This is a genomic window from Moorena sp. SIO3A2, assembly GCF_010672265.1.
In the GTDB taxonomy this organism is placed as follows: Bacteria; Cyanobacteriota; Cyanobacteriia; order Cyanobacteriales; family Coleofasciculaceae; genus Moorena; species Moorena producens.
The window spans coordinates 169423-194729 of sequence record NZ_JAAHHC010000005.1; the positions used below are offsets into that span (position 1 = coordinate 169423).

The following is a 25307-nucleotide window of genomic DNA, read 5'->3' on the forward strand; positions in this document are numbered from 1 at the left end:
GAGTAGGGAGTAGGGAGTAGGGAGTAGGGATTAGTATAGTTAACAAGCAGTGTTAACTCAAAAATTAATTGATTTTATTATAGGTGGAATTTACTTTATTGATTTTCCTAGTAACTCTACCGGTAACGCTAGTTGCTGCTTGGTTTAATAATCTTATCTACTGATCATGGGTAAATTTACTCTACCGATCAGATCAGCTCTGTTATTGATTTCCCCAGTAACTCTACCGGTAACGCTAGTTGCTGGTTGGTTTAATAATCTTATCTACTGATCATGGGTAAATTTACTCTACCGGTAACCTTAGGTATATTGCTGATTTACTCAGTAACTCTAGGAATAAGTATAGCTGTCGGTTAGTTTAATAATACACTCTACTGCTCATGGGTAAATTTACTCTACCGGTAACGTCAGGTCTGTTATTGATTTCCCTAGTAACTCTACTAGTAACGCTATTTGTCGATTGCTTTAATCATGCACATTAATTATAATTTAAAATTACCAATTAACATAAGCATTCAGCCGTTTTCCAAAGGCCAATGGCTGAATTAACCTCAAGTAGAGTGCCCATAGGGAATCAGATGATAGCTGATAGCACCTCAAGTAGCACCTCAAGTAGCGCATTATCTGAATGCTTACCAATTAACAATTAACAATTAACAATTACTAAAATAGCTATTAGGCACTAGAAGGATTAACCTAACACCTAACTCAGGGAGATGTGGAATTCACGGATATCATTTCCTCCGTAACCTGATCAAAATTCCGTAATTCTCTCTAGGCAATAACCACATCAATCAAGCAATCCTAGATCACAAGAGTAGTTTAACTAGGAGGAAAATCGGATGCACCTCAAGTAGCGTGACCTAGGGTCAATCGCTTATCTGAGTGCTCAGTACTGAAAGCTGAGTTATTTGTTATTAATGATTAGGGCTCTACCGAACTGATTGTATGCATAAAACCGCGCTTATTGCCCACTAAGTCTGATCGGGCGGGTAATTTATTAAAAATTATTCTTTCAAAAACTAAAACTCCTGCCATATTCTGATTATCATAATTATTTTATAAACGTTTTACATAGCAACTTTCCTAGAGCCACGATTAGTTATTTATTCGGTGTTGCTGAACTAACTAATTTACTAACTAATTTATTGATATCAAGACTAGTTGGGTCAGTTACCAATTAGCTTTTCTCTTTAATTCATTCTGGCCAGTTATGAAGTCTTTATTCAATTATCTCCAAGGAATCAGATACCATTCCTCAGACTCTTCTGGAGCATCTGAGGTAAATTCTGATTGGCAGCCTTTAGGCTTTAACCTGATGGGCATAACTAACCTAGCTAAGGCTACTTTCCCGATCCTAGTGACAGGTTCTGCTTTGCTGGTGGCTACTCCTACTCCAGTAGCAGCGCAGCTACCATCTCGAACCTGTTCCCAGGCTTTTGCTGATTTTGATTGGAGTCAGTTGTCTTGGACTAATGGGGATCTTGGCCCGAGGACTTTTACTGCTAACGGTGTCACCTATACCGTTGAAGTTAAAAACCCCAATAATCATAGCTTCACCGACAATTCTCCGAAGCTAGGCAATAATAACTTCAATCAACCTGCTTTGTATGCCCGCCCCAACATGGTAGGTGGGGGTTACATCGAGTTTGAAGTGACCATGAGTCGGCCAGTGACTGGTGTACAAGGCATTGTGGATGCTGTAGACGAGCAGGAGACCGGAGGAAGTCGTTGGCAAGACGAAGTGGTAATCACGGGCTTCAATGGCTCAACTACTGTTACTCCGACCTTAGTTGCCTTCGACCCGAGCAAAGTTAGCGTGGTAGGTAACGTGGCTACTGGACAGTCTGGGAGCAATTTCTCCACAGGGGGTGGCCATGGGGCTGATGTGGAATTTGGATTTGGGGACCAAGCTATTGATAAGTTTGTGGTGCGCTATCGACCAGGCTCAGATGTTAACCAAAGCAGCGCTCAGCATGTCACCCTCAACAATTGGAGTTTCTGTGCGGATGTTGTGGCTAGTGACAAAGACTTTGGTGATGCGCCCGACACTGGCAACGGCACCAGCAGTGGTAACTATAATACCTTACTCAGCGATAATGGTCCTAGTCACGACATAGATGGTAGCACCTATCTCGGCAGTGGAGTAACAGCTGATACCGATGGCTTTGGAGATGGCACCGATAATAACAATAACGCTACCGATGATACCGATGATGGGGTTCAAATTAATAGCGCTAGCCTACAAGGACAAACTCTACCGATATCGGATAATGTTAGATTAGATATCACTACAGCCGGGTCTGGAGTGCTGAATGCTTGGATTGACTGGAACGCAGATGGAGACTTTGATGATAGTGGTGAGCAAATTGCTACCAATGCTAGTCCTAGTGGAAATGCGATCGCATTAAACCTAACTGTACCAGCTGGAGCTACCGTTGGTAATACTTATGCACGTTTCCGGTATAGTTCTGATACTGGCCTTACTCCTACTGGTGCCGCTAGTGATGGTGAGGTAGAGGATTATCAAATTGCGATCGCTAACTCTACACCAACGACTGCCTCTGTAGGGGATCAAGTCTGGGAAGACCTAGATGGTGATGGCATCCAAGATCCTGGAGAGCCTGGAATTCCCAACGCCCTAGTCAATATCTACAAATCTGACAACACCTTAGTTGATGCCACTTTTACCGACAGTAGTGGTAACTACAGTTTCAGCGACCTTGACCCAGGGGATTACATCATTGAATTCACCTCCCCTGCTGTGGGCTATAGCTTCACTCGCCAAGATGCTGGGGATGACACCCTAGACAGTGATGCCGATCCAGTCACAGGTCGCACCGATACCTTCACCTTGGCTGCGGGAGACAACAATACCAGTATTGATGCTGGACTTACCCTTAAAGCCAACACTATTGTCGCTTGCGATATCATACCACTCCAGGCTACCAATTGGACTGAAACCCTGAACGTAGAGAAATTTGATTCTGCTCTAGGGAGCCTGGCCAGGGTAGACCTAACCCTGAGTACCCTGATTGCACAAGAGTTAATCTACGAGAATACGGCAGACCAGCCAAAAACAATAACCGTGAACCAGGAGGGAGAAGTCAGTGTTTCCTTGCCTGATACTAACGCCAATATTACCAGAAATTACAACCAATCCACCGACTTCAATCTACCAGCCTTCGATGGTAGTGATCCTCCTGACTTTAGCGGCACTTCCGGTGGCAGGACTCCCACGATTCTTGCCTATGAAACCCATACCGAGGAGTACACTAACCTAGCTGATTTCATTAGCTCCTCATCACCAGTGGAAACCGTCAGTATCCCGGTGAATACTACCTCTGCAGCTACTTTCATTAACTCTCAGAACGCTTCCACTGGCTCTAGTAGCGAGGCAACCGCCGGATTGTGTGTCACCTATACCTACAGTTTAGTCCCGAAAGAACCTTCAGCCAGCATAGTCCCGGAAGAAGCTTCACCGGAAGCCGGAAATATCGTTATCAACGAAGTCCTCTACGCCCAAACTGGCAGCAGTGCTGAAGCTAATGATGAATTCATCGAACTCTATAACTCTTCCGATAATGCTGTAGATATCAGTAACTGGAAGCTAGCCGATAGCAACCTGATTTTTAACAGTACTGATAATACTGGCAACATTACTGGTGATGCTGCTAATCCGGCCTATATCTTCCCCAACAACACCACTCTCCAACCAGGGGAATACGCTGTTATTTGGATTGGCAACAATACATCAGACCATCAAGCTCCCGATGCTGCATTCCAGGATTGGTTAGGAAAGGCAGCCAAACTTAACAATGCTGGAGAAGATATCTGGCTGTATGACGAGGAATTCAAGATTGTAGACTACATTGCTTATGGCTCCAATAACGCCATCAATACTCCACCCTCAGCTGAATTGAATCTGTGGGATGACACCTACCAACGAGACTTAGATGGGGCAAGCACTGGTCAATCGATTAGTCTCACCCCCAATGGAGAAGACGGAAATACTAGTGCTTGCTGGGAGCATACCCTTAGTAATGATGCCAATGGCCGTTGTCCTGAATTCCTGGAAACCAGGGATACAGATACGGTGAGTGTACGCCAAACTAGTGTTGGAGTTTATAACAATATCTTGCCCAATGTCATCCTGGTCAAGCGGATTACTGCTATTAAACCCAAAGATACCAACCAGTGGATAGAGCTACCGCAATCCGGCTCACCCTTTATCGATGGCATTGATGGTGGCAGTTCTGAGAATAACGTTGGTTCCGACCGTGCTGCTGATGACAATGACCCCAACTGGCCGAATCCTGATGTTTATCTGCGGGGATTAATTAACTCTGGGCAAGTAATGCCAGGAGATGAGTTAGAGTATACTGTATACTTCCTCTCCAATGGCAGCAACGATGCTAAAAACCTGCGCATCTGTGACCGAGTGCCTGGGGAAACTACCTTTATTACCGATTCCTTTAATGCCACAGCTGGCTTCCCAAGTAGTGATGTCGGGATTGCTTTGTTCCAGAGCACCACTACCTTAGCCAATGGTGGTCCAGCTGAACCGAACATCTATCTTACTAATATTCCCGATAGCGATCGCGGTCGGTATTACGGGCCAGGAACCTCAGTGCCAGCCGGATGTAATGTCACCTTCAATCAAAATGGAGTAGTAGTAGTGGAAGTTGGGGATGTGCCAAACGCTGATTCACCCGGAAACCCACCCAATTCCTATGGATTTATTCGCTTCCGGGCTTTAGTCAAATAAGGCAGAATTAAGAATTTAGAATGCAGAATGTAGAATTTAGAATTGTGAATGGTGAAGGCAGAATGGTGAATTAAAAATTAAGAATGAATAATTTAGAATTAAGAATGGTGAAGGCAGAATGGTGAAGGCAGAATGGTGAAGACAGAATGGTGAATTCCCAATTCTACATTCTATCTAAATTCCCAATTCTACATTCTACATTATTAATTCCCAATTCTACATTCTAAATTCTACATTCTAAATTCTACATTCGCAACTGTTCACTAAACTCATCTAAAGAGTTAACGGTTAATGCTATTGCCATCAACTCTTCTAGTTGTTCGAGAGTTAAAGCTTGAATTCTCAGGGATATCTCTAAAGGAATCTCTGAAAATCGCAGTTTAAGGATGCGCTCTAAACTGCCTCGACGTTCTTGTTGGATGCCTTGCTCAATGCCTTGTTCAATCCCTTGTTCAATGCCTTGTTCAATCCCTTGTTCAATCCCTTGAGCAACACCCTCTTGTAAAATTTCCTGATACCAGGGTGATTCACGTAATACTGTCATATCCCACCTCATGATTTGTTGAATTAAGGGTATTTCTAATACAAAGCTAGCGAAAAAAGCTAACAACGGTTCTAGTTGGTTCAAGGTTTGATCTGCTCTTAGTGCCTGGACGGCTGAGCGCAATTTCGCTTCACTACCACCTCCAAATAAAATTGGGACAAATGGTAATAATGATGTCAAGGGTTGTGCCAGTACCAAGTCAGCATCTACTTCCCACAGATTAATTACCCGATAATCTTGATACGCCTTTAATCCCATGAATTCGCTTTCGTAGCAATTTTCAATGGTAACGGTGGCTGGAGGCGGCAAGATGTTAATTAATACTGGATAAGTGGATAGGTTGTATTTTTCTTCCGCTAAGGCGACATAATTGCGCATACGCTGAGGCATTGCCTGACTATAGCGTAGTTGCAATTCATTGAGAATCAGAAATTCTTGATGTTCAGGACTATAAGCTTTTACAATGACATCGCTTTCTCGACTAATCCATTGAAATTCAGCATCGAGTAACTCCGATGCTCGCACTTGAGGATTACCAGTTACCCATTGCACCCAAGCATTGGGTGCTAAACTGATTAAGCGTTTGCTACCAATATCTGCACGTTTTGCCATAGACAATTACCGAATTAAGACTAATTACTGAGTCACGCCCAGGGCTGTTTCTGGGGTCGGACTAAAATTTGATTACTGGGAAGCTGGGTCTCCCGCACTTCCCACACTCCCTGCTCCTTAAGATTCTTCGTCTATAGGCTGGTCGTCTATAGGCTGGCCGTCTATCGGGTCTCCTAAATCGAAGATAATAATAAAATCAGCATCAGGCATCAGTCGTTTCAGAGCCTGCAAGTGCCCCTCCGCATCTGATCGGTTGCGAAAACGACGCACAACCATCCGCTGCATCTTCGGCAATAGACGAATGAGCGCCCATGGATATAGGCGTTGAGAGTAGGACATAAAATATTAGGTATCTCCTTAACTGGGGGTCTAGAGCCAGCCTGGGGTCCTGGAGAAACTGTCGGCTGGCTCTTACCGTGGAGCGTTTTAGCGCCCACGGTATTTTTATTATAACACAAATAATCTTTAATTATAACATATTTTGAAAATTTTTGTAACAAATTTTTTAGGGAGTAGGGAGTAGGGAGTAGGGAATAGGGAGCAGGGAGCAGGGAGCAGGGAGTTGTGGAGTGGGGAAAAATCCTGTGTACCAAGCTCAATAATTAATTGATTAATTATTTTAGTGAACTAACTATTGCGATAGGGATTGGCTCCGCTGCGCGATGCTCAGTACGAGCCGCTACGCGATTGGCCTTAGGCCACGCTACGCGATGCTCGGTACGAGCCGCTGCGCGAACGCATCCACCAACCATATCCTAAATCTTCCGTCAATTCCCGATTCCCGATTCCCGATTCCCTGACATTGTCAATTTTTCTTTTATCTATTAGACTATTATTATAGGAATAGTTAAAGGAGAGTCAACTGATGAACAAGTGTGTTGGTACTACTGAAGCAGCATCTTTATTAGGAATTTCCTCTAGACGATTGCGACAACTCCTTGAGAAGGGTCGCGTCCGGGGTGCCTATAAAACCGGGAAATTCTGGATTATTCCTCTGTTCAACCATTTGCCACAAATTACTAAAGGTACCCGTGGACCAAAGGGCAAATGGCGTACCAGTCGTCCCCCCGCTTTAGCTAAGATTAATGTCAATCGCAATCACATTGGCTCGAATATCAAGAAAAGCCCCAAAGATCGGAAGCCAGTGATTTCAGTAAAACGAAAGGGCACTAATCTCTACGGCAACGAAGTCGAAATCCTCGGTCCTTGTAAGATTGTTTATCAGCCGGATAATCCACTTGATTGTGGCGCTCGTTTGTGGATCGAAACTTTCAGTGATATTCACTTCATTGGTGGCAGTTTCCCGGCTAGTAGCTGATCATCATAGTCAGAGTCAGGGACTGTAAACGGGATTGACCCTAGGTTATGCTAAGCGATGCTCGGTACGAGCCGCTACGCGAACGCATTCGCCAATCCTAAGATTTACCTGATAGCAAAACCAGTATCTGCTCGCCTAATTGGTGAGATAAATCCTAATACAATATCTGATTTAGGAATTGATAGCTCTACCAATTTCTCAGCAATACGCAAATCAGTGCCATCGTAGTGTACCCAAACTTTTCCATCATGACTAACATCAATATGTAGATAACAACCGTAAGTGCGTTTAGAGCCACGCCATCCGTTGAAATACAGCAGGTAGTGTCCCCTCTCATCATCTAAAATAATCTGACTCTTAACCTGATCATCAGGACGCTCACCCAGCTTCCCAGTTTCTATGGTAATTTTACGAACAATTGACTTATACTTCCCTAGTTTATCCATCGCTCAATAGTTGCTTCATCGATCCGATACACCAACATTTTAACCTGATAGCGAGCCAGTAGTTCTGTAATAAAGTCTTCCTTGAAAAAATCTTCATAGGTATCATCTGGTACAGCTAAAAATAATGTTCGTTCCGGCATCTTTTTTTCAAGAGCATACTTATAAAAACTAAACTGACCCAAAGCTTGATAAAAATCATGAAGCGTTGAGACACCAATAAAGCTTTTTATTTCTATAGCAATTTTTTCACCATCTTTTTCAGCAGCAATTAACCGTTCAGCTCCTAAATCAACCTGAATCTTACGTTTGCCAGCTTCTACAATGAGGGGGTCATCCGTAATCAACCATCTTTCCTTGACTAGCGCTGCTTTTACTAATTCATGATACTTGTCTCTTGCCATAGTAGAATAGCAACATCTCCTGGAAAACCCTACCGATAATAAAATAGTGATACCAAAATCCTGATGCCCGGCAGTATTCCCTACCACTGTAACGGTAAGCAAACCGTAAATATACTTCCTTTGTTTAACTGCGATCGCACTTTCACACTCCCCCCCATCCCCTCGACCAAAGTCTTGACAATGGATAGACCCAAACCCGCGCCACCGGTAGAACGAGTTCTAGTTTCATCGACCCGATAGAAGCGGTCAAAAATACGGGCTTGTTGTTTTAAAGGAATACCAATACCACGATCACAGACCTCAATTCTGCCACGGCCATCCACCTGAGTTAACTTAACAGTGACTGGTTTATCGACACTAGAGTATTTTACGGCATTATCAATCAAATTCAGTAGGACTTGTTTGAGGCGATTGATATCACCTTTGACCCAAATTCCAGGTTTAATACACTCAACCTTAATAACTCGCTTAGTATATTGTCTTGCCATCTCAGCCACCTCTTCGACCAACTCATCTAGGACAAAGGATTCTAGATTGAAGTGTATATGACCACTATCCGCTCGTGCCAAATCCAGTAAATCCTGCAACATTTGCACAGTGCGGTCAGCTTCTGAAGAAGCAATTTCTAGGGCTTCGCGCTGAGGTGGACTCAAATTAGCACCGCGACGTAAGGTACTTTGGACGTAGCCAGAGACTAAGGTTAAAGGAGTGCGCAATTCATGGGATACATTGCTAACAAATTGCCGTTGATTTTCTAAGGCTTCATTCAGACGCACTAGCATTTCGTCAAAGGTTTGTGCCAATTCTCTGACTTCAGTGGGAGCATTATCGAGCTGTATTTGCACATCCCCCAAATCATCAGCAGAAATACTCTCAGTTAGCTGACTCATCAACTGTAGTGGTTGGAGCGATCGCTTAATATAGAATGCGATCGCAATACACATCCCTCCAATAGCCAGTGCTGTAGCAATCCCCAGACTCCGGATCAGCTGCAAAAACATCTGTTGATCACTAGTAATGTCTTGGGCAATGTAAAACTTACCGAGATTGGCTTGCTTAACTTCCAAAGTAGTGCCGCAAACCACCCAGTAACTTCCATTTACTTCCAAGACTTCTGGCATGGGCGGTATCCGTGACAAATACTTTGGAGAAGTCAGAGTGTCCATAACCTCTAGGGCTTCAGATTGAGCAACAATACCATTGTTGGGATGCTTTACCCAGAGTAGGGTGTTACTATTGCTGAGTTTATCAATTGCCTTTTGCATCCCGGTTTCCGGGGTAACCATATCGCTATAGATTTCCACATCCTGGGGGAAGCGCTCTGCAATATAACTAATACTCTGTTTGTGAGTGGAAACCAGAATATGCTGCATTTTCCAGCTGGTCCAAATTGCCAAACTGCCCATACCTAAGGCTGAAACAGCGGCAATTCCTAAGGTTAGTCTTACCCGTAGGGAACGTAAATCAAGCTTTAGGTAGGAGTTATTCAAGAATTTTTCCAGCAAACGGCTGGGGAACTTCATCAGTCTTTGTAGGAATATTTATATTAATATTACTGATTATCAGTTTGACAGAACAATCTGAGAAATTACTGATAGACTAGTTAGAATCAGATAACTAATATCTTGTTCGGGACCATGGGGATTGTCAAGCTAGGGGAATTGGGAATTGGGAATTGGGAATTGGTAACTATAATTACTATTTATCCATAACTACTGGACTAGAAACACTACCGATAAGGGTACATCTCATATTTGTCAAAAAGAAGGGGAGTGTGGGGAGTGTGGGAAGTGTGGGAATTTTATTATAATAATTTTTTCCTAATTTCATCCATTGAGATGCACCCAGCCTAAGGTTAGTAACAGTCTAAGCTATCAGCTAATGGGCTACTTGAGGTGTTACTTGAGGTGCTAATGGGCGACAGATGGTGCTACAGATGGTGCTATTAGCTTATGGCCGCTTGGGCAAGCTACGACAAAAGGTTTTGAATAAAACAAGCAACCATTCGTTTAATCTGAGTTCAATCTGCTGTTCGCGCAGCGTGAGCCTTTAGCTCACGGCTGACAGCTGACTGCTGAATGCTTATATTTCATTTGATGAACATAGCGCAATTATGTGTATCGGTAATCAGTAAAATAACGTATATTTATACTATCTACCAATCGTAATTCATTTGTGAACAATAACAAGTGGTGAGAGGCTTACCTATCACCCGATAACTCTATTACCCTATCACCTGATCTAAGCTTGGGTATATTAGACCTCTTGCCAAAGTCCAAAAGTAGTCTCCATAATCCTTCCGAGATCAGATATCCGAAGTTTTCTACTTCTGTAAGAAGTCTAGTTTCTAGTTTTATCAATATCCCGTTCTAGTCATTAGCGACCATTTAATTATGAAACGTTTTGGAAATTTAGTGCTAATTTTGTCAGGAATCCTAATGGCGGGTGAAGCCTCAACTGCCTTAGCTGAGTCTCCTAAAATCGGGGAATCGGAACCAATCCAACACAGTAGTGAACCTCTAACTGTCTCACATTTAGGGGCTACTGAGGTTTCTGACATGTCAGAGGATACTGAAGTCCTTAGGTCAGAGGATATATCTGAGACTGAAGCACCGACTACCGATGCCCCTACCGAAACTTCGGATACTGGTATACCTATACCTATAAATCCTATAGATATAGAAGTGCCATTACCGGATAATTCCACTGAAGACACCGAGCAGCCAGATATCTTAGTGGATAGGGAACTTCCAGAAACAGACACTTCTACGACAACTGTACCTACAATAGACTCAGATACCAAAGATACAGAAGCTTTGGATACAGAAGCTTTGGATACAGAAGCTTTGGATACAGAGGCTTTGGATACAGAGGCTTTGGATACAGAAACTTTCGATACAGAAACTTCGGATACAGAGGTAGAGAAAGAAGAAAGCACAACTGCTGAAGACGCTGAAGAAAAAGACCTGGAAGCAGAAGCTGAAGAACTTAGCCCAGAAGAACTGGCAAAACAGCAGAAACTTATTGAAGCCGATAGACTTTATCTAAGTGGAGATATAATTGCTGCTGAACAGTTATATCGTGAAGCAAAGAATCCTTTTGATACTCCAGAACCAGTTCAAGAACTACCGGAGGCAATTTACGACACCGCTCAACTCTCTCCTGCTGGGGGAGTGTATTGGCGTAACTATGAGTCAGGGTTAGAAAAGAATTTAGAAAGTAAAATTCTGATTCCCCTCAAGTTTTTAGTAGAGCAGCAACCAGAATTTATTCCCGGTCATATACGCTACGCTCAAGCTCTAAAAGATTATGAGCGGCTTGATGAAGGCTTATTAGTTTTAAAGCAAGCTAAAAATCTATATCCCCATGAGCCGGAATTAATCAAGGTAACCATGGCAATGCTAGCAGAATCAGAAAATTGGTTTGAAGCATCTCTGGTAGCTCGTGAATTTGCCCTGTTTAATACTGAGCATCCTCAATCGGAAGAGTTTCTCCAGCTCGCTGATCAACATCTAGACCGCCACATTTCCCATCTCCGGAATGAAATGACCGGTAATACAATAATGAATGTGATTACTGGAACATTAGGTTATGTTTTTACTGGCAATCTTTTTGGTCCGCTATCGGCAATAGAGTCAACTGTATTAATGCTCCAGGGAGAATCAGGGATTGGGAAAAGAATTGCTAAGCAAGCACAAAAGCAATTACCGATGCTAGAAGACGAAGAAGTGTTGGAGTATGTGCGCGAGATAGGCAATAAACTTACCAAGGTAACAGGTCGCGATGAGTTTAACTACGAGTTTTATGTAGTCATGGATGACCAACTCAATGCTTTTGCTCTACCAGGAGGTAAAATATTTATCAACGCTGGGGCTATCCTAAAAACCAAGTCCGAAGCAGAATTAGCTGGTTTACTGGCTCACGAACTATCCCATGCTGTCTTATCCCACGGTTTCCAGTTAGTCACTCAAGGTAACTTGACCGCTAACATTGCCCAATTTATTCCCTATGGTGGCACTGCTGCTAATTTAATTGTACTTAACTACAGCCGAAATATGGAACGTCAGGCTGATGATTTAGGAAATAAAATTCTTACTGCTAGTGGCTATGCAGCAGATGGATTGCGCAATTTGATGATTACCCTCCATGATCAAGGTGGACCAAAACCATTATTTCCTTGGCTTTCAACCCACCCAGAAACTAAAGAACGGATTAATAATTTAGAAGCTATAATCGACAGTAATGGTTATAACCGTTATACTTATGAAGGTGTAGAAAAGCACCTAGAGATTCAGAAGCGAGTTGCTCAACTCCTGAAAGAGTATGAGGAAAAACAGAAGGAAGAAGAGGAGGGCAAACAGGAGGAAAAACAAGAAGATGAGCAGCAGCAAACACAGGATAAAGAACAGGAGCTAAAACCAGAAAATGAGCAGGAGCAACAACAGTAGGAGTAATATTGTAAGTATTCAGCTAATGCGCTACGCGCACGCTACGCGAACAGGGATCAGCGGTCAGCGGTCAGCTTTGTGGCACAGGCTTCCAGCCTGTGACTTCACTGAGATTAAACCAATGCTTACGTTTTATTCAATAGCTGATAGCTGATAGCTGAATACTTACGATTACATTGCTTCGAGTTCCTTACCTTTGGTTTCCCGAACTGCGAAAACAACTAAGAAAAAGGAGATAGCAGCAGCAATGGTATAAAGACCATAAGCAGTACCTAAACCAAATCTAGTCAGGAGAATGGGGAAGGTGATGGTAATGAAAAAATTGGCCAGCCATTGAGTTGAAGCACCAACAGACAGTGCAGAGCCTCGAATCTGGTTGTTGAACATTTCCCCTAGCATCACCCAGACCACTGGTCCCCAGGAAAAGCCGAAGCAGAACACATACAGGTTAGCGGCTAAGAGGGCAACAATCCCTTGAGAGTGAGTCAGAATCAATTCACCAGCGCTATCCAACTGGGCGAAAGTAAAAATAAATGCCATTATCCCCAAGGTCAAGGTCATGCCAATAGACCCAAGGAGCAGAAGGGGTTTGCGTCCAAACTTGTCTATGAATGCGATCGCTAAAAGGGTAGTAAGAAGATTAATAGCGCCAGTAATAACATTAATTAGCAGGGAATCCCCTTCTGAAAACCCTACCTCTTGCCATAACACATTACCATAGTAGAATACTACATTAATTCCCACAAACTGTTGAAATATAGATAGCCCCATGCCTACCCAGACAATGGGAAGCAGCATACCATTTTTCCCAATCAGATCAGACAGTTTAGGCTTGCGCTCTTTTAGAACTGTTTGCTGAATTTCCAAGACCTTGGCTTGGACATCACCACTCTCAATCTTGGCGAAAACAGCAGCAGCTTTTGTCAATCGGCCAATAGAGACCAAAAACCGGGGAGATTCAGGAATCAACCAAGCCCCCACCCAATAAACAGTTGCTGGAATCAGCTCCATCCAGAACATCCAGCGCCAAGCCGGTATAGAAAACCAAAGTGGTGCTTCTGCTGAACCGGTAGCCATACCAATCAAGTAGTTGCTGACAAAAGCAATAAAAATACCAATAACAATTGCCAATTGCTGCAGAGAACCTAACCTTCCCCGCAGGTGAGCTGGAGAAACCTCTGCGATGTAAGCTGGACTAATTACACTAGCGGCACCCACAGCAATGCCACCCACCAGTCGATAGACTACAAAATCCCAGATACTGATCGCTATACCAGAGCCAATGGCACTGATAGTAAATAAAGCAGCAGTCATCAGCATCACCTTTTTGCGGCCATACCAATCCGCCATCTGTCCAGCGTAAAACGCCCCAACTGCAGAACCTAGCAGCATCGAAGATACTGAAAATCCCGTCCCGACGCTAGTGGAGTGAAAGGCTTTTTGCAGTGCTGTAATCGTGCCATTGATCACTGCACTGTCGAAACCGAATAAAAAACCACCAATGGCAGCTACTGCGGAAATCAGGAGTACAAAAGATATATGGTATTGTTGTTTGTCATTTATCATTTATAGCAGTTCTCAATGGGGTGAGGTACTTTCGTCTTGGGTTAATGGGAGTAGGGAGTAGTGAGTAGGGAGTAGGGAGTAGGGAGTAGCGCTGCATCGCTTTTGAATTTTCCATGTTGATGCATACCTGGAAGCTTTTTGCCCTCATTCTTTAGCTTGAACCCGCGAGAAGCCCCACATCTCAATGCGTAGCATGAGTGTGGGATGAATCGCGGACAGGGTCTTTTGGATCAGGGAAGCGAGCTATCAAACTCCTGATCAACTCGGATTGAGTCATTCCACGTCGATTCGCTTCTTGTTCCAATTGCCTTCTTTCAAAATCGGTAACTCGGATTGTTAATTTTTTGTTTTTCATTTTCGCTTGCCATGTGGCCGTACCTGTGTTACTATCATTATAGGTCTAAAAGCTTAAAAAGCAAGTCAAATGAGGACTGCATATCAATACCGGTTAAAGCCGACAAAATCACAAAAAGCTATCATAGATAATTGGTTGTCGATGCTTTGTGCTCAGTACAATTACTTGCTAGCAGACCGATTCTCTTGGTATGAACAAAATCGGTGTTCTATTAATGCTTGCGCCCTCGTCTGTCATCTTCCGGAGCTAAGAGATAATCCAGATTATTACAGCCAGAAAAAGACTTTACCCGATCTCAAAAAGGCTCGTCCTTGGTACAAGGACATTCATTCCCAAGTACTTCAGGATGCTGTCAAAAGGGTTAAGTTAGCTTTTGATCGATTCATCAAGGGAGACAAAAACGGAAATAAAAGCGGCAGACCCAGATTCAAAAAGAGACACCGTTATCGCACCTTTACTTATCCCCAAATGAAAGAGGGGTGCTTGCAAGGTGAATTGATTGATTTGCCTAAAATAGGAAAAGTCAAAATTGTCTTACACCGCACCATTCCTGATGGGTTCAAAATAAAAACAGCCTCAGTCACTAAAAAGTGTGATGGCTACTATTTGGTTTTGTCCCTAGAAGACAAAACAATTCCTGAAACCAAGGCTGACCTTAATCCTAGCTCAATCATCGGTATTGACGTTGGACTTAAAGAATTTTTAACTACTTCCGAAGGGGAAACCATTAAGACTCCTCAATATTACCGAAAAGCGCAAAAACGCTTAAAAGTAATACAAAAACGAGTATCTCGAAGGAAGAAGGGAGGAAAAAATCGGCTCAAGGCTATTAAGCAACTTGGAATACAACACAAAAAAGTTGCTGACAAGCGGAAAGACTTCCATTTTAAAACCGCCAAATATTTGTTGTCAAAATATGATGTAATTGCTCACGAAAAATTAAACGTCAAGGGACTAAATAAAACCCGATTGGCTAAGTCTGTGTTAGACGCCGGGTGGTCAAGCTTTCTGACAATCCTATCAAGCAAAGCCTTAAATGCTGGCTTGTTAACGATCCCAGTAAGTGCCCGAAATACTTCGCAGAATTGTTCCAGTTGCGGCAAAAAAGTACCTAAAAAGCTGCATATCCGTTGGCATGATTGTCCCCATTGTGGATGCAGTCTTGATTCGCCGAAGGCGACGCTACGCGAACGTGATCACAATGCGGCAATAAACATAAAAAATAGAGCGGAAGGGCAGTCCGTTCTTAAAGCCCAGCGCCTCCTAAGGGATACCCGGATTGGCTGGGAAGCCTACACTGACCTTACAGGTTCACTGTAGGAGCTGTCACGTGGACAAGTTGCCAGTTAAGCAACTGTCTATCGAAAGAACGACCTATCACCTTAGGCATAGCAGGCTCCAATAATAGACAGAGCTAGGATTAGAGCCAAATATTGCCAAGACCCTAACTACCACGGGATTGTGTACAGGTTTAAATAGTGGCATGGGATACCTCACCAGGCTTTAGATAACGAAAGTAGAGTTTAAAGGTAAGGTAAAGCTCAGGGAGCAGGCAGCAAATGGAATCAACTAAAAACCCCACCATGGAAGAGATGAACCTATTCTCAGAGCCTGGCACTGGCAAGGTAGAAAAGACAATTACTCCTCATAAGCCAGGACGAGTCAAGTATAAAGCAACTTACTGGCCAGCAGAAGTATGCTCCGATTTTCAAGTCACCCTTGAACCTGAAGACCCAGTTACAGTTGTTGGTCGGCGGGGCATTACCCTGATTGTGGTACCAGTGGGTTATATTTTTCCCGACGATTCCCAAGAGTCGAGCCAAAACCTAGCCACAGGGATTGTCTCACGCTTGTTGAGTTGGACTCAACGATTAGCTTGAGTGTTTACAGTATTTTCACATTAAACCAAACTAATTAACTTCAGAAGCCCAATACTGTCCACGGGTCAGTATTGGGCTTCTGGGTTTACTTGAACTTTGGCACTAATAGCAAAGGGAATAGGGAACAGCGGATCTCGGAGTAGAAAACAAAAATTATCACAATTCCTACACTGATCCCTAAAGATCACTTTTTGACGGACTTAGAAAATAAGGCGTTGCTTAATTTTTAATAGTTTTGTGGAATGGGCATGTTTGCGTGGAACTGGCATCTTGTGTAGAACTGGCATCTTGTGTAGAACTGGCATCTTGCCAGTTTCATGCTTATTGTCGGGCGGGCAGGATGCCCACTCTACTCCTATTCAGCGCGAAGACTGACGCAACGCCAAAAATAACTCTACCGCTAAAGTTAGTTATTAATAATCATCCTACTTTATAAGTGAGTTTACTAGAACTTTGACAATAAGGTAACTTTTTAAGTTATAATAGTTTTATCGGTATAGTTTTTGGAGACAACTATGAATAAGTGCGTTTGTACTACTGAAGCCGCATCTCTTTTAGGTATTTCTCCTCGGCGATTGCGCCAACTCCTTGAAAAGGGTCGCGTCCGGGGTGCCTATAAAAGTGGGAAATTCTGGATTATTCCCCTGTTCAACAATCTGCCCCAAATCATTAAAGGTACTAGAGGACCAAAAGGAAAATGGCGTACCAGTCGTACTCCAGGTCTAGCCAAGATTAATGTCAACCGCAATCACATTGGCTCCAATATCCACAAAAGTCCGGAAGAGCGCAAGCCAGTGATTTCAGTAAAACGAAGTGGCAACAATTTATACGGCAACCAAGTAGAAATCCTTGGTCCTTGCCGGATTACGTATCAGCCGGATAACCCACTGCCTTGTGGCGCTCGTCTGTGGATCGAAACCTTCAGTGATGTTCACTTTATTTCTTGATGCAGTCGCTCATGGGGGAAACCCCCAAGACCGCTTAGGTGCGCTTTCCGTTGGCGAATTAAATTCGCCACGGGTCGCACCTCTGCATCGCTGGTGGTAGTTTTTCTGCTCGTGGTTGAAGCAAAAGTTGCTAGTTATCGACAGCAGAACAGAGGTATCAACGTTTGTCGAGAATGGCAACAACTGATCACAAAATTGTGATCACAAAGCTATGGAAAGCCCCCGAATTTTATCCGTGGCCATTGACTTGATGCAAAAACTTTTCCAAGCGATCCATCCCCTTCTCAATGGAAGCCATATCCGTAGCATAGGAAAGACGGATACAATCATCAGCACCAAAGGCAATACCAGGAATTGCAGCAACTTGCTCGGAACTGAGTAAGCGATCGCAAAATTCCAAAGAGCTTAAACCCGTTTGACTAATGTTAGGGAATAAGTAGAAAGCAGCGTCTGGCTTCAGACAAGTCAGTCCAGCCATGGCCGTGAGCCGCTCTAACATCACCTGTCGCCGTTGGGCAAAGGCTTGGCGCATCTGTTCTACACAGTCAAGGGAACCTTCCAAAGCTGCGATCGCACCATACTGAGCAAAGGTACAAACATTGGAGGTGCTATGACTTTGAATCGTGGTCATTGCTTTAATTAGCTCTACTGGACCTGCTATATAACCGATACGCCAGCCAGTCATAGCAAAAGCTTTAGCAAACCCATTACTAATGATAGTGCGCTTGAATATTTCTGAGCTTACTTCCCCAATACTAAGGTGTTGAGCCCCATCGTACCGAATTTTCTCGTAAATTTCGTCAGAAACCACCAGAATATCTTGCTCTACCACTACTTCCGCCAAGGCTTTTAGTTCTGCGGGAGTATAAACCATACCGGTGGGATTAGACGGAGAGTTGAGAATAAATAATTTAGTTTGGGGTGTAATGGATGAACGGAGCTGAGCCGGTGTAATTTTGTACCCTTGAGTGGCATCTGTAGGAACAATCACAGGTTTACCACCAGCCAGCTTCACCATTTCTGGATAGGAAAGCCAGTAGGGAGCAGGAATAATCACCTCATCTCCCACTTCAATCAGAGCCAGCATCAAGTTGAATAGGGATTGCTTACCGCCATTGGTGACAATAACGTTCTGTGTATCGTAATTGAGGTTATTCTCATGGCGCAGTTTATTTGCGATCGCAGCTCTTAGCTTCGGTTCCCCAGCGGCTGGACCATACTTAGTCTTTCCTTCATCCAGGGCTTGCTTACTGGCTGCTTTAATATGAGCGGGAGTGTCAAAATCCGGTTCTCCAGCGCTAAAACTACAAACATCAATCCCATCTGCCTTCATGGCTTTGGCTTTAGCAGCAATGGCTAAAGTTAAGGAAGGGGTAACTTGACCAACTCTTGATGCCAGCTTCATTCTCACAAATAATAACTGAGGAATTGTTAATGCGATTGCCTTGACAATCTTATAATTATCCCATAATGCATAGCCATTTTGGACTAATTTTAGATTTATTTTAGATTTATTTTAATATTTATTTTATTTTTCAGCCTTGTCCCTTTGTTACCTAATCAGGGCTAATCAGGGCTAATCAAGGCTGTAGAGGTTTGCTGTCAAACCATGAACTTACGTTAACTAAAGACTAGAAACTATATATTTCTTAAATTGATGTGTTTTTTTGCTGCAATTGACTGGCAATTAATTCAGACTTAAATTTATTGTTTACTTGACTAACTAGCAGGGCAAACGCATCTAAATTCTAGAAGCCTTACTCAGAAAAGATTGTCAAATTAATAAGCAAAATTACTTATCAAATCACTCTTATATCGAGTAAGCATTTCAAAACAAGATGTGTTTACCCTGCACTAAGTAGGTAGCTATAAAAGAAAAAGTTTGTTAGTTCTAAGTGTCAAAGTCCTGAGTTTTTTAGTTAGGAACTGACTCAAGGGTTTTGATCACAGCGTGAAATTTGCCCCGACAAGTTTGTTTGGGCTTCTTTGTGTCTACTAATTGATTTTCCTGTCACTGTCGGAAGAGGATATTGTAAATGTTAGAGGTAGAGAAATACTACAGAATCCTGGAGCTGGAGCCTGGAGCTTCACAGGAGGAGATTCACCAGGGCTACCTCGATTTGACCTGGGTATGGCATCCTGACCGTTTTTCTGGTAATCCCCGGCTACAACAGAAAGCTCACTGCAAGCTGCAACAAATCAATGAAGCTCATGCCCAATTGCGGTCTTTACAAAGAACTCTCGGTTGGAAAAATAGACACCCCAAGCCTAAACCCCAGAAGCAATCACCATTAAAGAACCAATATCGTAAGTCAGACTTATATAAACGGGAAGTTAATCCTGTAACCACCGAAGCTAGTGAAAGTAAAACTGGGAGTCAGAATCAGGGAAGTCCAAAGTCTAGGCGTGTCTATCGCAGCCAGAAAATCGATGATTGGTTAGATTAACTAACTGGTGATTACTTGTGATCACTTGATCGCTGCTTTAATTGCTTAACGTTTCTATATCCTGTCGGTAGGCAATTAAAGCGTGACGCTTCCGGTATTCGGCTATAGCACGCAGAATTGCATCAGACACTTCCCGGGATACGATCGTCTTAATTTCAACATTGGTGTTGTAGCCCGGAATATCTCCTAGGCGTTTGCCGTGACCCCCCTCTCCCCGTACATCACTAACAGTATAACCAGTAGCCCCGTGGCTTTTGATGAGCTTCACAAGGCTTTCTCGAATTACTGATTCACCAATGATGGTGACTAAGACAGCACTATTGATGGGAGCATCTTCTGTAGACATAGGAAATTCCTTAATTCCTGATATCTATTAGTCTATAAGCATCTAGTATAGACTTTTATAGTTGTCAATGGTTAGTTGTCAACGGGGTTGCCGGTAGATCAGGCTACGAGATTAACCTATGGTCACGCTAAGCGAACCCATTGACAACTAAGCTCAACTATACCGATTAGTGGGTAATTTCAAATCCCTGCAAACCTTCCGGTGTCTCATTCTTAACCACCACATTGTCAACCACAGCATTTAACGGTCCGGTATGACACCAACGCACCATAGCTTCTACTGCTGCGGTATTCCCTTCAAACACCGCTTCCACACGCTTATCAAGAAGATTTCTCACCCAGCCATTCACCCCTAGATGCTTAGCTTGAAGCATTGTGGAGTAACGATAACCAACTCCTTGAACTCTTCCGGAAATGAAAACATGGGTGCGGATTTGCTTGTGTGGTGTTGATGAGTTTTGCATTTAGCAGTTTGCTGTTGACTACATCAAGTTAATGTTGAAGGTTGTTCGCCTTAAGCATCCTTTGTCGGCGAGGTTGACTGTAACACTTTGGCTTAGGGTCAACCTTCAACCAACCTTCAACATACTTACCCCAAAGCATGGAAATTGATCGTATTGTTTAGCTACAGCGCACCAGCGGCTGTTTTATCCAATACACCTCCAGATAGGTGTGTGGTGATATTCATCGCTTGCAATACTGGGGCTTTGTCTAAGCCTTGGGGATAATCAATTACGCTGACAGCCCCATTTCCCTGCTTGATACTCCAAATTAATGCTGGACTCAAGCCAAGAATGTCACAAAGTACTACTTTATTGATAGCATCATGAGCCACCACTAAGCCAGTCTGAAATCCAGAACCAGATGCCGTAGCTGATTTAACTATCCCATTCCAGGATGGCACTGCCCTTTCCAAAACATCCTGTAAGTTCTCTCCTTCTGGCATTTGTACCGTTTCTGGGGCAACTTTCCACTGATTGAGCAAGTCACCATACTCTTGGGAAATCTCTGATTCTAATTTGCCCTCCCATAAGCCATGACTGATTTCCCGGAGTCCATCATCAACTTGTAAATTGACATTGGGGTGAGACTGGAGAATAATTTCAGCAGTTTGCTTAGGACGCAGCATGGGGCTACTGACTGCAAAATCAATGGGGATATCTTTTAGAAACTCACCCGCCTGCTGTCCTTGTTTACGACCATTTTCATTTAAAGGTACATCAATTTGTCCCTGGAAGCGAGAGGCACGATTCCAATCGGTTTCACCGTGGCGCACCAACAACAGACGCAACCCAAGGTCAATATCTCCCTTAGGTGCGCTTGACCTTGGCAAGGTTTCTCCCAAGTGGGAGGTTTGATTGAGGGATTCCAATTGTACGGTTTCTCCCCAACCACCAGTGAAATTGAGCACATTGATGCCACAATTGGATTGCCTGATACTATGGTAACGAGCAGGAGTTACCCCAATGGCACTGCTAATTAAGCAGCGATTGATACCATTATGGGCTACGATTAAAATCGTACCTCCTTGATAGAGGCGGATAACCTCTTGCCAAAACTGCTCTGCTTGTTTGTATAGTTCAAGCACAGGAAAGTGTTCTTTAGACCCGACCCCTGTGGGAATGACCATGGAAAATTCGTGGGGGCGTTCTTTCCAGCGTTGGTAGTCTTCTGGGAATTTTTCCTTAACTTCGTTCTTTTGGAGATTTTGCCAAAGGGGTAAATCGATTTCCATCAGCTGATCTGATGGCTGTAACTGGGGAGGGTTTGGCAAATAGGATAGGATAATATCTGCGGTTTGCTTTGCCCGTTGTAAAGGGGAGCAGTAGATGGCATCAAAGCTGAGGCTACTGAGGGCAGTACCAACTTTTTGGGCATCAGCACGACCTTTTTCGGTCAAGACTGACTGATCACTGCGTCCTTGAATGATCTGCTGAATGTTGTAAGTACTTTGACCGTGACGGACAATAACGACGCGGGTAGCCAATCTCTTATTCCTCCATGAGCAGGTATATGGTTCAGCCGGGTCAGCTAGGGTGACAAATGTATACTGGGTATACTCAGATGATTCCGAATCATCAAGGTCATTGTAACCTAGCTAGATCATCCCTAAACTGGCAGTGTAAAGTTGGTGACTAGTTATTGGTTAGTAGTCCATTGAGCAGCAAAAAATAACTAGTAACTAATGAGCAAAATGCTTGTGTGTTGGGGGGTTCGATGACTATAAAACGGTTGGTTTTAATTGTACTGACGATTTTTGCGATCGCTAGAATTGGCCTTTCTCTGGTAGAAAGCTGGGGTCAGCCCCAGATTCAAACTAATCTGGAACTTCGCCAAACCAATCTAGTACTTCATGGCTGGGAGTGGCAGAAAACAACCTCTGATTCTGCTACATCTGAGCAGTCTAATCAGGAGTCTAAGGTAGATTGGACTGTGGCTCGAAATGCTTTAATTGGTGCTGAGCCGTTTCAATCTGCTCAAAAACAGTATGAAACAGCCCGTCAATTGGCTCAGACCAATCAGTCAAAGGTTCTGACCAAACTCCAAAAATTTTCCATAGGGAAGGTAACCACACCAAATGATGGAGCGCCATCACAATCACCAGCCACTCCCCTGACCGAAAACTCCTATCCCTCAGAGCAGCAGCAATTGCAAGAGTCATTGTCTGACATCGAACAGCTGATTGCTCGGCTGGATTTGCGTATTGGAATTCTCCAAGCTCAACAAGGAAAAACCGATGCTGCTATTGAAACCTGGGATGCAAAGACATACCCTAATGGCTCATTAGAAACTGCTGGGGTATTAATGGGTCTATGGAGTGAGCCACCCCTGGTACTACCAGATGCTGAGGAAAAAATTGAACAAAACTTAGATAATTGGTTCCGCTATCGCGCTTTGAGTCAGCTGTATCAAGTGCAGCAGCGCCAAAGTGACCTATTGTCACTCCAAACCCAAGAACAAGAAACGGCTGAACAAGCAATTGTCAAATTATTCGTTATCGCTGTCATCCCAGGATTTAACACCCTATTGGGTTTGATAATCTTAGTGTGCTTGGTTGGTCAGTTGTTGTTTCAAGGTCAGCAATCCCTTCTAGCAACCAATCATAATCTCCCATGGAAAACAGCTTGGGATGGGGAAATTATTTGGCAAGTGCTGATTTTTGGTTTTTTCGCCATCGGTCAACTCCTGTTACCGCTTTTAATTGGGCTCTCACTGGGGATTGTTGGGATTAACCCAGCCAATTTTACGGTACAGATGAGTGCTTTCTATGTGTTGCTAACTTACCTAATCATGGCATTTGGGGGCTTGTTAGTGATGTACCTTTCCATTAAGCCCTTTTTGCCCCTGCCACAGGATTGGTTTCGTTTCAAGTGGCGCAGCAACTGGATTGTATGGGGAGTCGGTGGCTATTTGATAGCACTCCCCTTGGTGATTGTGGTATCTCTGATTAACCAACAGTTATGGCAAGGAAATGGCGGTAGTAACCCACTGTTGCCCCTAGCTTTGGAGGGACAGGACAGCATAGCTTTGACGATATTTTTTCTGACAGCAGCTGTGGCAGCACCAGTGTTTGAGGAGATAATCTTTCGAGGGTTCTTGTTACCCTCTTTGACTCGTTATCTACCAGTTTGGGGAGCGATCGCATTAAGTAGTCTGATTTTTGCGATCGCTCATTTGAGTCTCTCAGAAGTCCTACCCCTAGCCACATTGGGAATTGTCTTGGGATTCGTTTACACGCGATCGCGTAATCTCCTAGCTCCCATGCTGCTCCATAGTCTCTGGAATAGTGGTACGCTTCTGAGTTTGTTTGTTTTAGGCAGTAGTTAACAATTGAGTATGACGTGTGAAGTATCAAGTGTTAAGTATTAAGTGTGAAGTATGACGTATTACATTATTCATCCTTCAAAAAACACCATAAAGCTGTTTAATAAGTACCATAATCTGATTCCCGTACTCCAAATCTGGATTCCAACGTCTGCCTAAGTCATAAACTGAAGGAGCAACACCTCTGGGCACATAGTCAAAACGAGGGTCTACTATCGGGGGCTCGTTAATCATATCAGTACTGGCATATGCCTTCAGGTGCTCAATGTGAGCTTTAACTCCTGTTTTCGGGTCAGGAAATGTAGCACCAGCAGCACTAGCCTCAACAGTACCCAATCCACAGAAGTTATTCTGCTCAGGTTTGACCTTCCCTCCAAAGCGTAAATAATCGGTTTCCAAACACATCTGACAGAAGGCAACATCGTGGTTAACTAACTCATTTTCCGCTTCTTCTATGTAAAGTCTGGGTAAGTCAGGAAATTGTTTTAAACCGTCTTCATTGTTTTTCTCAAGAAAGCTTTTCAATTGGCTTTCCGTGGCATTTCCCATCCCCATAATTTGGTCACCATCTTCCAGTAAGGTGCGGGGAAGTGAATTTAAAATTACAGTTTTTGTCTGATTTTCCCAGGATGCAGCTATATTAAAATCCTGTAAGTCTACCGCTTTGACATAGACAACATTTCCATAACTGATTTGGCGAATATCTTCCCGATCAGTTAGGCTAATCCCGAGCATTTCCACTAAATCAACGGGAATAAAGGCATTGCTATTAATTAAAATACCTTTTTCGTCATACTTCTGTTGTTTAATAAAGATATTGATAGTAGGAAATTCAGGAGTTTTTGGAGTCTGACCGCTCCATTGAATTAACCCTTGAGCAATCCCTTTGGCAAATTTTTCCCGCTGATTTTGCAGTAACTCTAGGTCTTGAGGATTGTCGATAAAACACAACTGCATGAGTACCGAAGAGACTGCTACCTGACGACAAAAGGATAAGCCACGCCGATTTGGAGAGTGGATATCGGGTTGAACGCCACGACTGGGAAGTTCAGGAATTTCTTGGAGTAAGGCATTCAGTAAGAGCTGAGCATCCAGCTGCCTTTCATCGTTACCATAGATGTAAAAAGCTTGAGCCCCTCGCAGGGAACCGTTAAAGGCATTACCATGGATTTCCAAGGCTACGTCACCAGGCACAGCATTGGTATTGATCCATCGAATCGTGTCTCGACGACTGAGAGAGTCAGGAACAACAATACAATCTACTCCCCGTAATTCAAGCTCTTTAACAATTTCATTACGGGTAAGTATCATTTCCCGAGATTCTGTTGTGCCTAAAGCCACTACTCCCGGGTCTTTGAGGTCATGACCAGCGGAAATTAGAATACGTGCCATGGGTTGGTCTCTT

At 43.5% G+C, this 25307-nt stretch carries 24 protein-coding genes; 11 read left to right on the forward strand and 13 right to left on the reverse strand.

Annotated elements, in window-relative coordinates; genetic code table 11:
• The first annotated feature begins 1213 nt into the window (after positions 1-1213).
• Entirely contained in the window at positions 1214-4768 is a 3555-nt protein-coding gene (locus F6K64_RS06940; RefSeq protein ID WP_287265127.1) for a choice-of-anchor E domain-containing protein, read from the forward strand.
• 244 nt (positions 4769-5012) lie between these two features.
• On the opposite strand, the gene F6K64_RS06945 is transcribed toward F6K64_RS06940, so the two are convergent.
• Both F6K64_RS06945 and F6K64_RS06950 read right to left on the reverse strand, forming a co-directional pair.
• Entirely contained in the window at positions 5013-5924 is a 912-nt protein-coding gene (locus F6K64_RS06945) for a DUF4351 domain-containing protein (protein WP_287265128.1), read from the reverse strand.
• A gap of 117 nt (positions 5925-6041) precedes the next feature.
• On the reverse strand, positions 6042-6263 hold the full coding sequence (locus tag F6K64_RS06950) for a hypothetical protein (protein WP_287253416.1): 222 nt from the start codon (positions 6261-6263) through the stop codon (positions 6042-6044).
• 323 nt (positions 6264-6586) lie between these two features.
• Here F6K64_RS06950 and F6K64_RS06955 point away from each other — a divergent pair, with 323 nt between their 5' ends.
• Positions 6587-6724, forward strand: a complete 138-nt coding sequence (locus tag F6K64_RS06955) for a hypothetical protein (protein ID WP_154659915.1) — start codon at positions 6587-6589, stop codon at positions 6722-6724.
• Positions 6725-6789: 65 nt separating this feature from the next.
• Positions 6790-7242 carry a MerR family transcriptional regulator gene (locus tag F6K64_RS06960; RefSeq protein ID WP_008188274.1) on the forward strand — a complete coding sequence of 151 codons (453 nt, stop codon included), beginning with the start codon at positions 6790-6792 and terminating at the stop codon, positions 7240-7242.
• A gap of 104 nt (positions 7243-7346) precedes the next feature.
• Here the strand turns inward: F6K64_RS06960 and F6K64_RS06965 are convergent, their stop codons facing one another.
• The 3 genes from F6K64_RS06965 to F6K64_RS06975 all read right to left on the reverse strand — a co-directional run bounded on the left by F6K64_RS06965 (position 7347) and on the right by F6K64_RS06975 (position 9612).
• Positions 7347-7688: a XisI protein gene (locus tag F6K64_RS06965; protein WP_008188276.1), complete on the reverse strand. Its 342-nt coding sequence runs from the start codon at positions 7686-7688 to the stop codon at positions 7347-7349.
• Positions 7676-8089: an element excision factor XisH family protein gene (locus tag F6K64_RS06970; RefSeq protein ID WP_008188279.1), complete on the reverse strand. Its 414-nt coding sequence runs from the start codon at positions 8087-8089 to the stop codon at positions 7676-7678. The genes F6K64_RS06965 and F6K64_RS06970 overlap by 13 nt, the downstream gene beginning before the upstream one ends.
• 80 nt (positions 8090-8169) lie before the next feature.
• The gene (locus F6K64_RS06975) at positions 8170-9612 is read right to left on the reverse strand and encodes a sensor histidine kinase (protein WP_008188281.1); all 1443 of its coding nucleotides are present in this window, start codon (positions 9610-9612) and stop codon (positions 8170-8172) included.
• Between the two features lie 870 nt (positions 9613-10482).
• On the opposite strand from F6K64_RS06975, the gene F6K64_RS06980 reads away from it, so the two are divergent.
• Positions 10483-12537, forward strand: coding sequence for a M48 family metalloprotease (locus F6K64_RS06980; protein WP_008188282.1), 2055 nt, complete (start codon positions 10483-10485; stop codon positions 12535-12537).
• A 25-nt stretch (positions 12538-12562) separates the two neighbouring features.
• A complete protein-coding gene (locus F6K64_RS06985; RefSeq protein ID WP_287265129.1) occupies positions 12563-12691 on the forward strand; it encodes a hypothetical protein in 129 nt (42 codons plus the stop codon).
• Positions 12692-12708: 17 nt separating this feature from the next.
• On the opposite strand, the gene F6K64_RS06990 is transcribed toward F6K64_RS06985, so the two are convergent.
• The 3 genes from F6K64_RS06990 to F6K64_RS07000 form a co-directional block, all read right to left on the reverse strand.
• Complete coding sequence (locus F6K64_RS06990) at positions 12709-14103, reverse strand: sugar porter family MFS transporter (RefSeq protein WP_008188284.1); 1395 nt, start codon at positions 14101-14103, stop codon at positions 12709-12711.
• Positions 14093-14218, reverse strand: a complete 126-nt coding sequence (locus F6K64_RS06995; protein WP_267872095.1) for a hypothetical protein — start codon at positions 14216-14218, stop codon at positions 14093-14095. Before F6K64_RS06995 ends, F6K64_RS06990 begins: the two co-directional genes overlap by 11 nt.
• Before the next feature lie 66 nt (positions 14219-14284).
• Positions 14285-14458, reverse strand: a complete 174-nt coding sequence (locus tag F6K64_RS07000; protein WP_071986943.1) for a ribbon-helix-helix domain-containing protein — start codon at positions 14456-14458, stop codon at positions 14285-14287.
• A 69-nt stretch (positions 14459-14527) separates the two neighbouring features.
• On the opposite strand from F6K64_RS07000, the gene F6K64_RS07005 reads away from it, so the two are divergent.
• The 4 genes from F6K64_RS07005 to F6K64_RS07020 all read left to right on the forward strand — a co-directional run bounded on the left by F6K64_RS07005 (position 14528) and on the right by F6K64_RS07020 (position 17285).
• Entirely contained in the window at positions 14528-15778 is a 1251-nt protein-coding gene (locus F6K64_RS07005) for an RNA-guided endonuclease InsQ/TnpB family protein (RefSeq protein WP_008188286.1), read from the forward strand.
• 239 nt (positions 15779-16017) lie between these two features.
• On the forward strand, positions 16018-16338 hold the full coding sequence (locus F6K64_RS07010) for an NfeD family protein (protein WP_008188289.1): 321 nt from the start codon (positions 16018-16020) through the stop codon (positions 16336-16338).
• A 235-nt stretch (positions 16339-16573) separates the two neighbouring features.
• Positions 16574-16774, forward strand: coding sequence for a hypothetical protein (locus F6K64_RS07015; RefSeq protein WP_131827196.1), 201 nt, complete (start codon positions 16574-16576; stop codon positions 16772-16774).
• Positions 16775-16853: 79 nt separating this feature from the next.
• Complete coding sequence (locus F6K64_RS07020) at positions 16854-17285, forward strand: helix-turn-helix domain-containing protein (RefSeq protein ID WP_008188291.1); 432 nt, start codon at positions 16854-16856, stop codon at positions 17283-17285.
• A gap of 229 nt (positions 17286-17514) precedes the next feature.
• Here F6K64_RS07020 and F6K64_RS07025 read toward each other — a convergent pair whose 3' ends face one another.
• Positions 17515-18690 (reverse strand): pyridoxal phosphate-dependent aminotransferase, encoded by a 1176-nt coding sequence (locus tag F6K64_RS07025; RefSeq protein ID WP_287265131.1) that lies wholly within the window; start codon positions 18688-18690, stop codon positions 17515-17517.
• A gap of 631 nt (positions 18691-19321) precedes the next feature.
• Between F6K64_RS07025 and F6K64_RS07030 the strand changes: the two genes are divergently transcribed.
• Positions 19322-19732: a J domain-containing protein gene (locus F6K64_RS07030; protein ID WP_008188298.1), complete on the forward strand. Its 411-nt coding sequence runs from the start codon at positions 19322-19324 to the stop codon at positions 19730-19732.
• A gap of 37 nt (positions 19733-19769) precedes the next feature.
• Here F6K64_RS07030 and F6K64_RS07035 read toward each other — a convergent pair whose 3' ends face one another.
• The 3 genes from F6K64_RS07035 to F6K64_RS07045 all read right to left on the reverse strand — a co-directional run bounded on the left by F6K64_RS07035 (position 19770) and on the right by F6K64_RS07045 (position 22064).
• Positions 19770-20078, reverse strand: a complete 309-nt coding sequence (locus F6K64_RS07035; RefSeq protein ID WP_287265132.1) for a P-II family nitrogen regulator — start codon at positions 20076-20078, stop codon at positions 19770-19772.
• A gap of 166 nt (positions 20079-20244) precedes the next feature.
• Complete coding sequence (locus tag F6K64_RS07040; RefSeq protein ID WP_287265133.1) at positions 20245-20541, reverse strand: acylphosphatase; 297 nt, start codon at positions 20539-20541, stop codon at positions 20245-20247.
• A 161-nt stretch (positions 20542-20702) separates the two neighbouring features.
• Positions 20703-22064, reverse strand: coding sequence for a histidine phosphatase family protein (locus F6K64_RS07045; protein ID WP_008188306.1), 1362 nt, complete (start codon positions 22062-22064; stop codon positions 20703-20705).
• 230 nt (positions 22065-22294) lie between these two features.
• Between F6K64_RS07045 and F6K64_RS07050 the strand changes: the two genes are divergently transcribed.
• Complete coding sequence (locus tag F6K64_RS07050; RefSeq protein WP_287262971.1) at positions 22295-23905, forward strand: CPBP family intramembrane glutamic endopeptidase; 1611 nt, start codon at positions 22295-22297, stop codon at positions 23903-23905.
• A 75-nt stretch (positions 23906-23980) separates the two neighbouring features.
• On the opposite strand, the gene tftA is transcribed toward F6K64_RS07050, so the two are convergent.
• On the reverse strand, positions 23981-25294 hold the full coding sequence (gene tftA, locus F6K64_RS07055; RefSeq protein WP_287265134.1) for a hormogonium tapered terminus morphoprotein TftA: 1314 nt from the start codon (positions 25292-25294) through the stop codon (positions 23981-23983).
• Between the last annotated feature and the right edge of the window lie 13 nt (positions 25295-25307).

Bases quoted from the DNA above. Each gene is read 5' to 3' on its own strand.
- F6K64_RS06975 (WP_008188281.1), bottom strand. From the start codon at position 9,612: ATGAAGTTCCCCAGCCGTTTGCTGGAAAAATTCTTGAATAACTCCTAC.
- F6K64_RS07035 (WP_287265132.1), bottom strand. From the start codon at position 20,078: ATGTCTACAGAAGATGCTCCCATCAATAGTGCTGTCTTAGTCACCATC.
- F6K64_RS06950 (WP_287253416.1), bottom strand. From the start codon at position 6,263: ATGTCCTACTCTCAACGCCTATATCCATGGGCGCTCATTCGTCTATTG.
- F6K64_RS06940 (WP_287265127.1), top strand. From the start codon at position 1,214: ATGAAGTCTTTATTCAATTATCTCCAAGGAATCAGATACCATTCCTCA.
- F6K64_RS06990 (WP_008188284.1), bottom strand. From the start codon at position 14,103: ATGATAAATGACAAACAACAATACCATATATCTTTTGTACTCCTGATT.
- F6K64_RS07020 (WP_008188291.1), top strand. From the start codon at position 16,854: ATGAATAAGTGCGTTTGTACTACTGAAGCCGCATCTCTTTTAGGTATT.
- F6K64_RS06960 (WP_008188274.1), top strand. From the start codon at position 6,790: ATGAACAAGTGTGTTGGTACTACTGAAGCAGCATCTTTATTAGGAATT.
- F6K64_RS07000 (WP_071986943.1), bottom strand. From the start codon at position 14,458: ATGAAAAACAAAAAATTAACAATCCGAGTTACCGATTTTGAAAGAAGG.
- F6K64_RS07025 (WP_287265131.1), bottom strand. From the start codon at position 18,690: ATGAAGCTGGCATCAAGAGTTGGTCAAGTTACCCCTTCCTTAACTTTA.
- F6K64_RS06985 (WP_287265129.1), top strand. From the start codon at position 12,563: ATGCGCTACGCGCACGCTACGCGAACAGGGATCAGCGGTCAGCGGTCA.
- F6K64_RS06945 (WP_287265128.1), bottom strand. From the start codon at position 5,924: ATGGCAAAACGTGCAGATATTGGTAGCAAACGCTTAATCAGTTTAGCA.
- F6K64_RS06995 (WP_267872095.1), bottom strand. From the start codon at position 14,218: ATGGAAAATTCAAAAGCGATGCAGCGCTACTCCCTACTCCCTACTCCC.
- tftA (WP_287265134.1), bottom strand. From the start codon at position 25,294: ATGGCACGTATTCTAATTTCCGCTGGTCATGACCTCAAAGACCCGGGA.
- F6K64_RS06955 (WP_154659915.1), top strand. From the start codon at position 6,587: ATGCTCAGTACGAGCCGCTACGCGATTGGCCTTAGGCCACGCTACGCG.
- F6K64_RS07005 (WP_008188286.1), top strand. From the start codon at position 14,528: ATGAGGACTGCATATCAATACCGGTTAAAGCCGACAAAATCACAAAAA.
- F6K64_RS06970 (WP_008188279.1), bottom strand. From the start codon at position 8,089: ATGGCAAGAGACAAGTATCATGAATTAGTAAAAGCAGCGCTAGTCAAG.
- F6K64_RS07050 (WP_287262971.1), top strand. From the start codon at position 22,295: ATGACTATAAAACGGTTGGTTTTAATTGTACTGACGATTTTTGCGATC.
- F6K64_RS06980 (WP_008188282.1), top strand. From the start codon at position 10,483: ATGAAACGTTTTGGAAATTTAGTGCTAATTTTGTCAGGAATCCTAATG.
- F6K64_RS07040 (WP_287265133.1), bottom strand. From the start codon at position 20,541: ATGCAAAACTCATCAACACCACACAAGCAAATCCGCACCCATGTTTTC.
- F6K64_RS07030 (WP_008188298.1), top strand. From the start codon at position 19,322: ATGTTAGAGGTAGAGAAATACTACAGAATCCTGGAGCTGGAGCCTGGA.
- F6K64_RS06965 (WP_008188276.1), bottom strand. From the start codon at position 7,688: ATGGATAAACTAGGGAAGTATAAGTCAATTGTTCGTAAAATTACCATA.
- F6K64_RS07010 (WP_008188289.1), top strand. From the start codon at position 16,018: ATGGAATCAACTAAAAACCCCACCATGGAAGAGATGAACCTATTCTCA.